This window comes from Vibrio sp. TBV020, from assembly GCF_046056895.1.
Classification (GTDB): domain Bacteria; phylum Pseudomonadota; class Gammaproteobacteria; order Enterobacterales; family Vibrionaceae; genus Vibrio.
Map to the genome: position 1 here is coordinate 2,382,088 of NZ_JBEEAQ010000003.1, position 15,509 is coordinate 2,397,596.

At 44.2% G+C, this 15,509-nt stretch carries 10 protein-coding genes; all 10 read right to left on the reverse strand.

Annotation, left to right across the window (positions count from 1 at the left end):
• Window positions 1-83: 83 nt before the first annotated feature.
• The 10 genes from AAFX28_RS18790 to AAFX28_RS18835 all read right to left on the reverse strand — a co-directional run bounded on the left by AAFX28_RS18790 (window position 84) and on the right by AAFX28_RS18835 (window position 15,353).
• Window positions 84-7,376: a DUF6701 domain-containing protein gene (locus AAFX28_RS18790; RefSeq protein WP_408689924.1), complete on the reverse strand. Its 7,293-nt coding sequence runs from the start codon at window positions 7,374-7,376 to the stop codon at window positions 84-86.
• Window positions 7,373-7,774, reverse strand: coding sequence for an MSHA biogenesis protein MshP (locus AAFX28_RS18795; protein ID WP_408689926.1), 402 nt, complete (start codon window positions 7,772-7,774; stop codon window positions 7,373-7,375). The genes AAFX28_RS18790 and AAFX28_RS18795 overlap by 4 nt, the downstream gene beginning before the upstream one ends.
• Window positions 7,749-8,552: a PilW family protein gene (locus AAFX28_RS18800; protein WP_408689927.1), complete on the reverse strand. Its 804-nt coding sequence runs from the start codon at window positions 8,550-8,552 to the stop codon at window positions 7,749-7,751. Before AAFX28_RS18800 ends, AAFX28_RS18795 begins: the two co-directional genes overlap by 26 nt.
• Complete coding sequence (locus AAFX28_RS18805) at window positions 8,552-9,091, reverse strand: pili assembly chaperone (protein WP_408689928.1); 540 nt, start codon at window positions 9,089-9,091, stop codon at window positions 8,552-8,554. Before AAFX28_RS18805 ends, AAFX28_RS18800 begins: the two co-directional genes overlap by 1 nt.
• A complete protein-coding gene (locus AAFX28_RS18810) occupies window positions 9,075-9,551 on the reverse strand; it encodes a prepilin-type N-terminal cleavage/methylation domain-containing protein (RefSeq protein ID WP_408689930.1) in 477 nt (158 codons plus the stop codon). Before AAFX28_RS18810 ends, AAFX28_RS18805 begins: the two co-directional genes overlap by 17 nt.
• 191 nt (window positions 9,552-9,742) lie before the next feature.
• On the reverse strand, window positions 9,743-10,735 hold the full coding sequence (oppF, locus tag AAFX28_RS18815) for a murein tripeptide/oligopeptide ABC transporter ATP binding protein OppF (protein ID WP_408689932.1): 993 nt from the start codon (window positions 10,733-10,735) through the stop codon (window positions 9,743-9,745).
• The gene (locus tag AAFX28_RS18820; RefSeq protein WP_408690904.1) at window positions 10,732-11,703 is read right to left on the reverse strand and encodes an ABC transporter ATP-binding protein; all 972 of its coding nucleotides are present in this window, start codon (window positions 11,701-11,703) and stop codon (window positions 10,732-10,734) included. Before AAFX28_RS18820 ends, oppF begins: the two co-directional genes overlap by 4 nt.
• Window positions 11,704-11,753: 50 nt before the next feature.
• Window positions 11,754-12,656 (reverse strand): oligopeptide ABC transporter permease OppC, encoded by a 903-nt coding sequence (gene oppC, locus AAFX28_RS18825; RefSeq protein ID WP_408689933.1) that lies wholly within the window; start codon window positions 12,654-12,656, stop codon window positions 11,754-11,756.
• Between the two features lie 15 nt (window positions 12,657-12,671).
• Window positions 12,672-13,592, reverse strand: a complete 921-nt coding sequence (gene oppB / locus AAFX28_RS18830) for an oligopeptide ABC transporter permease OppB (protein WP_053438223.1) — start codon at window positions 13,590-13,592, stop codon at window positions 12,672-12,674.
• 138 nt (window positions 13,593-13,730) lie between these two features.
• A complete protein-coding gene (locus tag AAFX28_RS18835; RefSeq protein WP_408689934.1) occupies window positions 13,731-15,353 on the reverse strand; it encodes an ABC transporter substrate-binding protein in 1,623 nt (540 codons plus the stop codon).
• Window positions 15,354-15,509: the final 156 nt, after the last annotated feature.

Here is a 15,509-nt window from a genome sequence, read left to right on the forward strand (position 1 = left end):
TCTGATGAGTTAAGTATAAAAAAAGCCAACGCTAAGATAAGTAGAGAGCGTTGGCTTTGTTGTTCGAATATTTTGAAGTGAGACTATTCGAATCGTTCCATTATGTAGATGACATTGTCAGAACCGCGAGACACACCAAAGGTTGCGGTTGAGATCGGAGGTTGCTGATAGCTTTGTACATCTCCACAAACTTCCATCTCGTTTTCTATGGTGTACCAACAATAACCTAGCCAATTCTCAGCGCCCTGACTGAATGCCCAAGGGAGCGCCACCCGTCCAGGCTCTGAGCCGCCGATCAGGGACGCCGTCTGTCCTTGCGTGAGTTCATTCAACTCAAGTGAACCTTCCATAATTACAGGTTCAGCGCCATTCAATTCCATTGGTTGAGGGGCAAGTTCGTTTAACTCAGGGAAAGCACCGAATACTGATAGCGCTGGTTCGCTATGCCAGTCATTAGCCATGAACCCTTCACCATCCCAATATTCAATATTCACCGCCACTGGCAGTCTCTGGTTTGTCGGCCCAGCAACATCAACCAATGTGAGTCGACCAAATCGAACATCGATATTTTGGCCAAGCGCCAACGCCTCATTCTCCAAAATTGTTCCATTATCATCGACTAAAAGCGAATTATCAGGAGCGGTAAAATCCATAAGTAAACTAGCGTCATCTAATTGCTGCCAACAATCCTCTGCACGCCCAAAGTAATAATTCGCACTCACTAAAGACCAGTGTCCAACTTGCCACTGCTGTGCAAAATCGATTGGGGAGCCACTACTGTCAAGCAACACACCTTGGTCGTTTAAGCAAGTCGGAAGATCATCGTTAAAATAGAAGCTGCTTGTCGCGAGGCTCGGAAGCTCGGATTCCTCTAACACATCAGCGTCATAAAAACTCAGTGCACTGTCGTTAGCGCCAAGCGCGTTTATTTCAAGAGCAACATTGACATTGGAACGACCGTAATAGGTCCAAGGTTCACCATTGTCTGCTCTTGTTGTTGGCACAGAGAATTCGCTCGTTAAGCTAAATTTAGCCGGGTAGAAGTAGCCTATTTCAGAGCGCAAACCACCATTTTTTACCGATTGCTGTGTATTAAGAAAACCACTCAGCCCCGAATAGCCATCGTAACTATCCACTGACCAGTGCGTTGAGATCGTCCCTACGTTGCCATATTCAAACGTATTCTCAAGTCGACCTTGGCTAAACACTTTTGTGTTAGGAACATTCGGTGACAGGTCACTTCCCGCCCCAGCTTGTGAGCTTGGCACGACAACATTGGCTAAGAACCCATCGGTATTTGCCAATGCTGCATCAAAATTTTTCGTAATCAGCGGCTCAGACGCAGTATGCCCTTTAGCAACAGCCGTAACCTGAACACTAAACTCAGTTTCAGCAGGTATAAATTGGCTTAATGAATCCGCTGGATTGCTTACCTCTCCAGCACTTACATCACTCACGACAAGTGAATAAGGTTTGAAATGCAGCGGAGACTCCAATGATGCAGACTTGGTATCACCCTGTTCTGGAGTGTATTCAGCCAGTACATTTAAATACCCTGACTCAAAATACTCACTGGAGATTTCATCGCTAACACCTGAGCTAAAATTCAAGGTCACTGGTGTGCTGTCACCAATCTCTGCTTTATCAAGGAATAGTTTCCCTTTATGTGTATCAGTCTCATAGGCAAAATTAAAGGTCTTTGCCCCTTCATAGTCAGGGTCAGTAATACACTGAGGCTCATCATCCAGTGCGACTTTTCGCTCTACACGTAACCCAAATGTTTCACCCGCTTTGTAATGGGCAGGGACGTTATTAGGAACTATCTTAAAACCTGTTTTAACAAAGAATGTCCCCTCTTCAACTGAGCCGAGTTCTGGCTCAGACGCTACCAGTGTAATTTTATCCAACTCAGAATCAGTCGCTACCCAGATAGTACGGGTTAACGGCTGATCAGGCTGGAACAATAAGGTTTTGCTGCCTGTACTACACAATGCTTTACCGAATTCTTGCCCTCGGTTAAAAGCTGACGCATCAAACCAGCACTGGCTTGGCGCGTTTTCAAAGCCGACATTCACATTGACATCTTGAGACAAGTTTCCGCCTTCAACATCCAACGTGACTTGATACTGTGCCACTTCACAGGTTAATGGCGAACTCGGCGCATTTACCGACAACCCTTTAACAGCACTACCAATTTCGAAACTGTAGTCTTCCACTTCACCATCTGGCGCTTCTCCATAAGGGGTAGTTGGCTTTATAGAAGAGTAACGTACACGAACGTAACCACGAGAACTGTCCATTGGCACAGTGAAATCAAGACCAGTTGGTAGTTCATTCCAATGTTGTGCATCCCAGCTGACCCAAGCCGTAAATGAGCCACCACCACTCACATTCAAATAGAGTGAATATTGTTTTCCGGGGATCAGTGGGGCGTTATCAATATCGACCACACGACCAGCGCTATCTTTAAACACCACTCCATCATCAGATAAGTCTGAAGAAGCAAGTTCGTCATAGCCTGGCCCTAAATCTGCACTCCATGTACTACCCAATTTGATGCTTTGGTTTATACCTAAATGGATCGCAGGGTCACTCTCTTCCGTTACTTGATTGATCATTTCTAACTGTGCCGGTACATCACCATAATCAGCATGAATGGAACAGCCTCCAGCATCGTTGCTGGTTGTTGTCTCTTCCTCGCCCTTCATCTCGAAATGAATAATATGGTTCGCGATATCTACCGAATAAAGGGCGGTTGAAGGTTGTAGTTTTTCATTGTCATCGATCACACCATCTTGATTTAGATCGTGAAGCCCACCGTTGGTCATGGCGAATAAAATGCCACCTTTATTTATGCCAAAACCGCCTGAGGCTAGCTTTCCAGCTTGATCTTCTTTGGGCCACGAGCCTGCCGAACCATTGGGTAACAGTATATTCAGGTCAAGTTTAGAGTAACTGCCATCAAGTACAGATATTTTGTATAATTGTTGGAGGTTTTTGGCTAGACCATAAACATAGCCTGGGGATTCACCTGATAAGTCAAACGCAAAGTCTGCACTCCAAGGTGCTCCGCTATTTTCAGGCAGTTTAAGCTGAATAGTGTCAAACGTACCGGTTGCTAAATCTATACGTACAATCGTTCGCCAAGAGGCCCGACTAATCAACATATAACGACCGTCAGGTGAAACATCACCCGCGTTGGCACGGCCTAGTTTATCCTTGTTAGAGTGATCTTTCGTTCTCTTAGCATCCAAAGTATCACCGGCATTAAACGTGTAACGATGTCCCTTTGATGATTCAATGTAGACACCATCAAACGCAGCTTTAATACTGGTAACTTTGGTAAATTCCGCATTCGGCTCTTGGCTAGCGATATACAATTCATGCTGGTTTCCAGAAGGAGCGCCGACTCCGTAAGTCATTCCATCCGCTTGACTAACACCAATCGCTTTTATCTCGGAAACATTGAGATTGCCGTTGATTTCATCAATAACAATCTCCCCTCCTTCAGCTTTCCACTTAGCATATTGATAGACACCATTGTTTCCCGTTTCCTTCACTTGAACAAAGCCATCACAACGTCCTGGTTCTGGGAAGATATTGTCATCGACTAGGTAAATTAAGTGATCTTCAATCTCACCAATATGGTCTAAATCCCCTGTGCCTGTGAGCTCTAACCTGAGGAAGGTTTGAGTATTAGCAGTAAATGATGCGCCGCTCAAATCCCAGCTGACATCGACCTCTTGAGCCCCCGTTAAAGAAGATAAGTTGACACTCGTTTCTTCACCATCATCAAACTTAGAATCACCATTCACATCAAGGTACGCTTTTAATACGGCATCACGACCAGTGGTATTTTTTACCGGTATGCCCTTTATTTCAATTATGTCTCCGCGAGTTAGATAGAGCGGCGTAGAGAAGGTAAATTCATCATTAAACCCATCAGCGTCATCACCTTTGGCAAAAGCGGATGCTTTGGCTTCACTTTCAACATCCGCAGGTTCTGTGCCGATGTACAAGTTAGGGTCTACTTTGCGGCTGTCTTTGATCACCAGTTCCGCTTTGTTATTCGAGACTCGCTCAAAGTCTTTTGGAAGGTCTCCAAAGTCCAAGCCTACTTCACAACCAAATTTTGCATTATCTAAAATGTTACCGGCTGAACCACCAACTGGCTTATTCCCTTTAAAAGCGATACGAGTAACGAATTGACCAGCGGGTACTTGATAACTTCCTGAGTGATGAACCCAATAATCTTTACCGTCAATCACTTGTTCAGTGACCAAGTCTTGATCGGGTGAACCAAACATGAGAGATATTTGATCGTTATCGTAGCTATCTGGGTAAGTACGATTTGAATAGTCGAAACTCCAACGAATGCGCTCACCGGGTACGGTAACCACATCTTGGTACATCACCGTTGGGTGGTAGACGTTCATCTCAGCGACATTCATCGAACCATCAGAAGATTTCGAATATACATAGGCGCTGTAGGTATTGAACTCGATGTGGTTTCTGCGCTGAGGAAACGGTTGTGAGTGAGGATCTAATGTTGGATCTTGCTGATAGATAGACCAACCAGCAACTGAGCTTTCTGGAGTATCCCAGCCATTATGCCCTTCTTCGGTATAAAAGATTTCGAACGATCCGTTTTGAAGACCCGCTTCACACCCGGCAATTCCCATCGAAGGTGCTGCAATCCATACTTGATAGTCTTCGACTTCGCCATCAACAGCTACACCTTTAGGATTGTTAACTGAGTTTTGGTCTGTAGAGTAGCGAACTCGCACCCAGCTTTCACCGTGCACGTCATATGCAGAAAGCACAAGATTTAACTTATTCTCACCTGCGTTGACACTCACGGCATCGATCACTTTTTCAGAGACGAGCTGCTTATTACGCTCAAACCCATCCCAACTACCATCTTGGTTTTTATCAACCCAAACCGATACATAACCATTCTCTGAAGCTGTTACGACGAGTTCATTCACAAATGGCTGCTCTACTTGATTTCCATCAAAGTAGCTAGTGACTAGAACATTCAGTTCACTGTTCACTAACTCTGAGCTATTCGGATTAAACTCAACGCCATCATCGCCTTCATCTAAAGAAGCGTCACGACTTGGTTGACCGTCGCTCTCCTCATCAAGACTAAATGCACATGAATCCACAACATCTGGGTAAAGACAAACATCTTCGTCAATCGCATGACGAGCACCATTGTCGGCTGACATCACAGGAAAGCTAACTTCTTCCCAGCCAGTTGCGAGGTCTTCATTTGGAGCGTCGCCGTAGTCGTAGTCTCGACCAAACCACAATGAGCCAAACTCTGACGTATTGTCGTCATCGTCAATAGCTATAGCCGTCAACAAACCGAGGTCCACACCTTCCGCCAGCAAAAAAGAACACTCGAACTGACCATCATCGAAATCTTGTACAGAGTCATCATCGTCATCTTCATCACAGCGATGAAGGAACTGTGAACCTTGAACTTGGCCTAAACTATTCAATTCGCCTTGATAGATTTCTACTTCGAAATCGTCAAATACTGCACTTGCCGAGTCTTTTCCTACGAAACCTTTTACTGTTACTGTGTTTCCACTTTTTGTAACGTCAGTAATTGTCGGAAAGTCAATTCCGTCTTGAGGAAAGTCTTTGTTGTAGGCACCATCGTTAGGATTAATGGTACCGACCCAAGGACCGGTAGCACTGTCTATAGATATACCTATGTTATTAGAGAAGGTGTTCTCTGATATTTCATTTTCCCACCCTTGATAAATTCGAATAGCGGAAGGCGGTATTGAGTCGAGCAACTGTAAGTTTGGATTGCCAAGTGCAGTATTTGAAATGACGTTGCGTTCAATATCATTGTCGGATGAACCGTCATTACAATTATCTCTGTCTAGGCTACATGATTCATTGCCCTGCAACAGAATCGCTGACGCATCATTGTGGTCATGTGATGCTAGAAACGCACGGTTGATCAAATTACCTTCGATATCATTATCATCTGCATTAAACAGAGAGATCGCCGCGTGACCAGTACTATCAATAATATTGTTACTGATAGTCACATCTTCTACTTCCAACAGGTACACAGCGTTTATTTTTGAATTGGAAATACGGTTGTTAGACAGTTCGATATCACACTCTTTCGAATAACAATCACTCACCCTAAAAGCATAATCAAAACCATCAATATCTAGACCCGCAATTCGGGAGACTGACGAGTTAGAAACTTCAAACGCCGAACCGACCATTTGAGCTGCGGGCACAATACGCAGCCCCATCCCTGTAGCATCTAGATAAGTATCGTCTTGGCCACTTGGGTTCACCGAAAGCTGGAGACTACTAGAGATTTCGATAGTGGAATTGAACAATGATTCCAGAGAAAAAACCACATTGTCTTTTCCATCCTCACAATTCTTACATTTTTGCGTTAACGCACTGTCGTTATTCAAATAGCTAAGATTTTGTAAGACTTGACGCAAAGAGCCGGGACCTGAATCTTGATTGTTGGTAACGGTGTTGTAGTTAATGCCAACATTTACCTGCACCGCCCCACTTACTTCAACATAATCAGTCTGTAAGTGACTACGAACCCAAGGGGATACGATGACTGGTAAACATTTGCCATTTGCGCATTTACTACCATTAACGTCTCTGAAGGTCTTAAATGTGCTGTCTTGAGCAAGTCTCACGTAGTAACGGCCTTGAGACACATCGCTCATTTCATACAGACCATTGGAATCAGTAGTATCCTGTGCAATCACATCGCCATATTCATCCACAAGCTCAACATCAATGCCTTTTAATTCATACATCTCGTCTGGGTGATAGGTACTTACCCCACCGGAAAAATCATAATCTTCAAAAACAACACCAGACACGACATTGCTATTACTAGAACACTTTTTACGTAAATAAAGATTTGAGTATGTGTTGACCTGAATGTCATACAAGCTCACCCAACCGTCAACATCTACTGCTGCACTTCGAATGCTCACCTCTACACGACCCCATTGGCGAGAGTCCTTAAATTCTCCCACAACTTGACCTGTCGAATTAAAAGACACATCCCTTAGCTCCGGACTCGACGATACTGAATCAATAACAAGACCATCTGGGAGCTGGAACAAGAAGGAAAATTGTTTGGTGTACCAAGAACTTGGTCGGTGAAGCGTTATTGTGTATGTAGGCCACTGGGGGCACGTTGCCACAGAGCTTTGCCAAAATTGATCAACATGAGGTTCATACTGATTATGGATCGACACGAATGAGCTTAAGCTTGGTGTAAAGCGGTCACTATACTTATCAACGTTTGATGCTAGAGAAGACGTAGAAAATACGATTAAGAATAGAATAATAAAATTTCTCACGGTCTAATCTCCACTTCTACTCGGCGGCTAACTCGATAAGATTGCTCCGCACATACCGCAACTGAATTTATTCGAACTGCCTCGCCATTGGGCTCACAACTCACCGTTATTTCACAGCCTTCAAACTCATTAATCGTCACGGTTCCACTACGAAAACTTGGGCAACTGTTCTCTGTACTTCCGTCGTTAGGAAAGTAACTAAAAACTTCACGCTCAATCGCAGAACGTGCAGCCCAGTAACTTTGCGTACTCAAGACTTCGTAAGTATTGGTTTGATTCGCTTGGACGTTCATTGACATTAGCTGGGCAGAAAAAAACATCACGACAACGCTCATAAATAAAATCACCAGCATTGCCCCACCCTGCTGTTTGTTACTGGCTATTAAGGATTTGCGCATTCTGCATAAACTCCACGGTTTCATTACCGTTGTTAATTCTTAGTTCTAAGTGAATACTCGCGATATTCGAAAAGTTAGCGTCCACACCAACATCAAAAGCGCTCTCTCGCTCTTGTATACCGACCGCAAACGTCAGTGAGTTTTCAGGGTTTGATAAACCTAGCCCCTGAGAATCTAGTGAATACTGCGGGTAGTAACGGATTTGTTCGTCTTGGATGCACATCTGAGTTGCGATTGGTAAGTAAATGAATAACCGGTTAGTTGCGCTGATCGGTCTACTGAAAATCGGGTCGTTTAATACAAGGTTTTGCCCACCAATCAGACTAGGGTTGATGTCATAAGTCTGTGCGTCCACATCAGGGTCGAGATAAAGTTCACGTGTATTAGATGGATGAATGCTCGCACGACACGTTTGTGCCTGACATGCTTGCACGATCTCATTAGATAATGGATAGGTAAGGTCAACGGCCGTAGAAAAGTTATCGATGTTGAGGTCAAACGAATCTGGGTTGTACTCTGTCACAGCAAGCAGAGGGATGTATTCAATACATCGACCTTCATTTAGTACTCGTGGGCTAAGTGGCATTGCGTTAGTCAGTTCACGTTGAAAACGTGCGAGTACAAAACGGGCTTCCTCTAACGCTTCAAGGCGGTGTTTTGATTCAACGTACAATGTAGAACTTGATACACCAAAGTTCATCAGCCCCAGCGTTATCACTGAAAGAATCGTTAAGCTGACAATCATTTCAATTAGAGTAAAACCTTTCTGCTTCATCATCAGAAATTACTCCTATAGGCATGAAACTCTAATGGTTGGCCGTTTTCTCCTTTGCGAGTAACAAGAGTGACATGTTTAGTTGCGGTAGGAATGACTGATGCCTCCCAGTTTCCACCTGGAAGTACGTTTACGTATTCGACATCAATATTGACCTCAAAATCATCGTAAGGGCCATTTAAGAACAATCTGAATTGTGAGATGTCCAACCATTGTTCACGTGTATCGTAGTCGTCAAAGTCGTCACGAAGATCACCTTCACCCACTTCACTATGGAGAGAATTGGCAGGTGTACAATCGGTATTGCAACGTTCCAGACGGGCAATATTCATTTCATCAAACGGTCTAGTGTACATCTCTTTAAGAAGCAAACTCGCAATTTGTGACGCGCGCTGCTGAGTCAAAGTATCGGCCGTTTGAACTGCTTGAGGTACTAGCAAGGACGAGAATGCGACCATCAAAAATCCCATCAAGCAGATCGCAATGACATTCTCGACCAGAGTGAAGCCTCTAGTGTGTAATCTTCTAACAACCACCAACATAGCCCTCTTGGTTTATCTCGATAACTTCTTGGCTACCATCTGGGGCACTTATGATGAAATCAGTTGTTTCCTCACTATCAACAGGTCGACCAAATGTATCGAAGTTAACTAATTGGCTATTAATTCGGATTCCGCGCTGAACGTCTTCGGCAGAGAAACTCATCAAACGTGAACAATTTGGTCCTACGCAATCTGGGCTTGGATTTAACTCAATGGCAGGGTTCGACCAAGTCACCACACTAGCTGTGTTCGAAGAAAGGATTTGGTAGGCACCACTCACCGCTACATCATTCATAGCTTGTGTTTGTACCCTACGGATACCTGATTTTAGTTCCGCACAATATCCATCTAGCGCATACCCAGAAAACGATGGCAGGCGTGTGTACGCGACGACAGAGACAATAGAGAGCAGTAATATCGTGATGATCAGCTCGACCAACGTGAAACCAGAAGATCGCACAAGCGAATAACCTCAAAAAGAGCAACAGAGACCTATAAATAAATGAACTGTCAGTTATTTATAATATGTATGTATTATGAGGCGATACTATATACCATACCGGTATATCATTCCATTAAGAAATAAAAAAAGCGCGACTCCCGAAGGATGCCGCGCTTAAGCCCGTCACAGGCTGAATTAAAACTTAGCGATTAAACGCTAACGTGTAGACAAGATACTGCGTGAACATCATTACCTTCAATACGAGGCTTAGTCTGTGCACACGCATCTGTTGCTTGAGGACAACGAGTGCGGAACACACAACCCGATGGAGGACTAATTGGTGAAGGTAGATCACCTTCTAGCATCTCAATCTTCTTGTTTCGTTCTAGCTTAGGATCTGGGATCGGCACCGCTGACATTAGCGCTCGTGTATACGGGTGTTTAGGGTCAGCAAATAATGCTTCCGCTTCACCCAACTCAACGGCATTACCTAGGTACATTACCAATACGCGATCAGAGATATGCTTAACAACTGAAAGGTCATGAGCAATAAACACTAATGAAAGGCCTAGCTCCTTCTGAAGCTCTTTCAGCAGGTTAACAACCTGAGCCTGAATCGATACATCAAGTGCTGAAACTGGCTCATCACAAATGATCATCTTAGGCTTAAGAATAAGAGCACGTGCAATACCAATACGCTGACACTGACCACCAGAGAATTCGTGTGGGTAACGGTTGATAACGTTCGGTAGCAGGCCTACTTTCGCCATCATCTCTTTAACGCGGTCTTTCACTTCCTGCTTAGAAAGCTCAGGGTAGAAAGTTTCTAGCGGCTCAGCGATGATGTCACCCACAGTCATACGTGGATTTAACGAGGCAAGCGGGTCTTGGAAAATCATCTGAATTTCTTTACGCGTTTCACGGCGCTGAACTTCTTGCATCTTAGTTAGGTCTTGACCTAACCACATTACATCGCCGTCTGTGGCTTCAACCAAACCAATGATTGCACGAGCAAACGTCGATTTACCACAACCAGACTCACCTACTACACCTAGTGTTTCACCTTCGTATAGACGAACATCAACACCATCTACGGCTTTAAGGTTTGCAGGCTTAGACCATGGCCACGCCGATTTTGACGCAATGCTAAAGTGAACTTTTAGGTCTTTTACATCTAAAATTAGGTTCTTATCTACACTCATTTTTTCCAAGCCTCCCATTCAGAAAAACATGCACGCTGACGGCCATCGGCAAATGGCGTCAAGATTGGCGCTTCTTGCTTACAACGATCCATTACACGGTGGCAACGCTCTTGATAAGGGCAGCCCGGTGGTAAACGAAGTAAGTTAGGTGGGTTACCTGGGATTGTTGGTAGAATCTCACCTTCAGTATCCAGACGCGGAATTGCCTTCAGTAGGCCTTCTGCGTATGGGTGGCTTGGGTTGTAGAAGATTTCGTCTACAGTGCCGTACTCCATAGTACGACCTGCGTACATCACTAGCACTTTGTCACATGAGCCCGCAACGACACCAAGGTCGTGCGTGATCATGATGATTGCAGTATTGAACTCAGTTTTAAGCTCGTTCAGAAGATCCATGATTTGCGCCTGAACAGTTACGTCTAGTGCTGTTGTTGGTTCATCCGCGATCAGAAGCTTCGGACGACATAGCAGTGCCATTGCGATCATTACACGCTGGCGCATACCGCCTGAGAACTCGTGTGGGTACATAGTGATACGTTTACGAGCTTCTGGGATTTTAACCGCTTCAAGCATGCGTACAGACTCTTCGAATGCTTCCGCTTTGCCCATGCCTTTATGAAGCATCAATACTTCCATCAGCTGGTCACTCACCTTCATGTAAGGGTTTAGTGACGTCATCGGATCTTGGAAGATCATCGCGATCTGTTCTGCACGAACCTTGTTCAGTTCTTTTTCTGGAAGGTTAAGAATTTCTCGACCTTCAAATTTAGCACTACCAGAGATAATGCCGTTTTTCGCCAGTAGACCCATAATAGAGAATACTGTTTGCGATTTACCTGAACCAGATTCACCTACGATACCTAGAGTTTCGCCTTGGTTCAGAGAAAAGTTCAAATCGTTTACTGCGGTTACGATACCATCTTGCGTGGTAAATTCGACGCGCAGATCTTTGACATCTAATAAGCTCATCATTGCTTCCTTAATCTTTATTCTAGATTTTGTAATTGTTTGCTTTCTAGTTATCTGTCTTTTGGATCAAGCGCATCGCGCAAACCGTCACCAACGTAGTTGAAGCAGAATAGAGTCACAACCATGAACGCTGCAGGGAATGCTAGCTGCCAGATTGCTACTTCCATTGTCTGTGCACCTTCTTGAAGAAGCGCGCCCCAACTTGTCATTGGTTCCTGAACACCAAGACCAAGGAATGATAGGAATGATTCCGTCAGAATCATGCTTGGGATTAGAAGCGTTGAGTAAACCGCTACAATACCCAGAACGTTTGGAACGATGTGACGAGTGATGATCTTCCACTTACTCACACCACAAACGTGTGCCGCTTCGATGAACTCTTTGCTACGTAGGCTCAGAGTTTGACCACGTACGATACGTGCCATATCTAGCCAAGCAATTGCACCGATAGCAACGAAGATAAGAATGATATTACGACCGAAGAATGTAACTAGTACGATAACTAGGAACATGAACGGTACTGCGTAAAGGATCTCTAGGATACGCATCATAACGCGGTCAACTTTACCGCCTATGAAACCTGATGCCGCACCGTAAAGTGTACCAATCAGTACTGCTACAAACGCACCCATCACACCTACCATTAGGGAGATACGGCCACCAATTAGAGTACGAACATAAAGGTCACGACCTAAGCTGTCTGTACCAAACCAATGGTCGGCATTTGGACCAACGTGCATTGCATACCAATCGGTATCATCAAACGCATAAGGTGCAATCATTGGAAGAACAATCACAGCTAGCGTCATTAGGAATAGGACAAATAGACTCACCATCGCCGCTTTGTTACGCATAAAGCGGATGCGAGCGTCTTGCCATAGACTACGACCTTCAATCTCTAAGTTTTCAGAGAATTTCTCAATCGCTTCTAAGTTTTCTTTTTTCGTTAACATAACCAAACGTCCCTGTTAGTAGCGAATTTTCGGGTCAATCATTGCAAGTAGAATATCTACAATCGCGTTGAATAGGATGAATAGGAAACCAATCAGAATGGTTACACCCATAACAAGCGAGTAGTCACGGTTAAAGGCTGCATTTACGAACAGCTTACCGATACCTGGTAGACCGAAGATTGTTTCGATAACAACAGAACCTGTGATGATACCTACGAACGCTGGGCCCATGTAAGAAACAACAGGAAGTAGCGCTGGCTTAAGCGCATGTTTGATAATGATGTAACGGTAACTTAGACCTTTCGCACGTGCAGTACGAATAAAGTTACTGTTTAAAGTCTCAATCATTGAGCCACGAGTAATACGCGCAAAAGTCGCGACGTAAAGCAGTGACATACCAATAACTGGAAGCACGAGGTATTTGAAACCACCATCATGCCAACCGCCTGCTGGGAATAAATTCCAGTGAAGCGAGAATAGGTAGATAAGTGCCGGTGCAAGTACGAAAGATGGCATTACAACACCAAGCATTGCCGTCGACATGATTGTATAGTCAATCCAAGTATTCTGCTTCAGTGCGGCAATGGTACCGACAGTGACCCCCATAATTAGCGTGAAAATGAAGGCAATAAAACCAACTTTCGCCGACACAGGTAGAGCAACAGAAATCAGCTCATTTACTGTGTAATCAAGGTACTTAAATGAAGGACCAAAATCACCCTGAATCACGTTAGTTAGGTAAGTCGTGTATTGCTCGAATACTGGCTTATCTAGGCCATATTTAGCTTCGATGTTAGCCATAACTTCTGGTGGTAATGGACGCTCGCTCGAGAATGGGTTACCCGGTGCGAAACGCATGAGAAAGAAAGATACGGTGATCAGAACCAACATAGTTGGGATCGCCTCAAATATCCTTTTAGCGATGAATTTAAGCATAAACTCACTCTTTCAGTCTGTGACAATTAAATAATGAAAGGTATCAACTAAATTTCTTAGAATTTAGGTTGAAGAAAGGCACTGCATGCGATTTCTCACATGCAGGCCTATATTTTTATAGTTCTATCAGTTCAAGAATTACTTGATGATGTAAAGATCTTTTGAGTAGATCTTCTCTTCTGGGTTGTCGCCAGGGAAGCCGCCAACCTTAGGTGATAGTAGACGTGATTTCACGTACTGGTAGATAGGTGCGATAGGCATATCTTTAGCCATGAGCTTTTCAGCTTCTAGGTAAAGTGCTTGACGCTCTTCATCAGACTTAGCACCGATCGCTTTAGTCATGATGTCATCGTAAGCTTGGCTATCGTAGTGAACACCACCAGTTGTGTTGTTACTCTTCATTAGAGTTAGGAAAGAAGATGCTTCGTTGTAGTCACCACACCAACCGGCACGTGCAACTTCGAAGTCACCTGAATCTTTAGAAGATAGGTAAGTTTTCCACTCTTGGTTTTCAAGTGTTACTTGTAGACCAAGCGTCTTCTTCCACATTGAACCTAGTGCTACAGCAATCTTCTTGTGGTTTTCAGACGTGTTGTAAAGAAGGTTAAACTTAAGTGGGTTATCTTTACCGAAACCTGCTTCTGCTAATAGCTCAGCCGCTTTCTCGTTACGCTCTTTCTGGCTCATTTGACCGTAAGCTGGCATTTCTGGGTTGAAGCCCGCTGTGATCTCTGGAGTTAGGAAGTAAGCTGGTTTTTGACCTTGCGCTAGGATAGCGTCAGTCACGATGTTACGGTCAATAGCGTAAGAGATCGCTTGACGAACACGTACGTCATCAAATGGTGCTTTCTTCGTGTTGAAGATGTAGTAGTAAGTACACAGGTTACCTGTTACAGAAACAGATTCGTTGTGCTCTTTCTTCAGACGCTTGAAGTGTTCTACTGGTAGTTCGTTAGTGAAATCGATCTCGCCTGCTAGGAAGCGGTTCATTTCAGCAACTTGGTTTTCGATTGGTAGGAACGTTACTTTCTCAAGAACAGTCTTGTCATTGTCCCAGTATTGCTCGTTACGCTTAAGCACTAGGCGCTCGTTCACAACCCACTTGTCTACAACAAATGCGCCGTTACCGACGAAGTTTTCTGGTTTAGTCCACTGATCACCGTATTTTTCAACAGTTGGTTGGTGAACCGCTTTCACTGTCGTGTGACCCATCATCATTACGAAGTACGGTACTGCAGTTTCTAGTTCTACTACTAGAGTGTGATCGTCAACAGCTTTAACACCTAGCTCAGACTTATCCTTTTTGCCTGCAACGATGTCTTTAGCATTAACCATCTTGGTGTATTCCATGTACCAAGCGTATGGAGAAGCTGTGTTTGGATCAACTGCGCGCTGGAAAGAGTAAACGAAGTCGCCAGCAGTTACTGGGTCGCCGTTAGACCATTTTGCGTCTTTACGTAGGTGGAAAGTGAAAGTTTTGTTGTCTGCCGTTTCCCAAGACTCTGCAACACCAGGGATTGTGTTACCTTCAGCGTCTTGGTTCACCAAGCCTTCAAGTAGGTCGCGAATCACGTGAGATTCTGGAACACCTTGAGATTTGTGCGGGTCGATTGTTGCAACTTCAGTACCGTTACCACGAACAAGTTCTTGTTTTGCTGCTAGCTCAGTTCCTGCTGGAACCTCTGCTGCGATAGTTGAAGTAGCGGCCACTGCTAGACCAGCACCTAGAAGAAGGGCTTGAGTGATTTTGTTCTTATACATGTGTAAAACTCCAAGTTTTTCATTTGCATCCATGACTTCTTTGCAAGACACCAGAACGGCTAGTGATTTAGAATCGTTTTGCTCAAAAAATAAGCACAAAAATCTAAAACCTTACAAAGATTGCGGCACACATTATCAATCATTGAAGTAATTTGC

Coding starts and splice junctions, on each gene's coding strand:
- AAFX28_RS18835 (WP_408689934.1), bottom strand. CDS start 15,353: ATGTATAAGAACAAAATCACTCAAGCCCTTCTTCTAGGTGCTGGTCTA.
- AAFX28_RS18800 (WP_408689927.1), bottom strand. CDS start 8,552: ATGATGAAGCAGAAAGGTTTTACTCTAATTGAAATGATTGTCAGCTTA.
- AAFX28_RS18795 (WP_408689926.1), bottom strand. CDS start 7,774: ATGCGCAAATCCTTAATAGCCAGTAACAAACAGCAGGGTGGGGCAATG.
- oppF (WP_408689932.1), bottom strand. CDS start 10,735: ATGAGTGTAGATAAGAACCTAATTTTAGATGTAAAAGACCTAAAAGTT.
- AAFX28_RS18805 (WP_408689928.1), bottom strand. CDS start 9,091: ATGTTGGTGGTTGTTAGAAGATTACACACTAGAGGCTTCACTCTGGTC.
- oppC (WP_408689933.1), bottom strand. CDS start 12,656: ATGTTAACGAAAAAAGAAAACTTAGAAGCGATTGAGAAATTCTCTGAA.
- oppB (WP_053438223.1), bottom strand. CDS start 13,592: ATGCTTAAATTCATCGCTAAAAGGATATTTGAGGCGATCCCAACTATG.
- AAFX28_RS18820 (WP_408690904.1), bottom strand. CDS start 11,703: ATGAGCTTATTAGATGTCAAAGATCTGCGCGTCGAATTTACCACGCAA.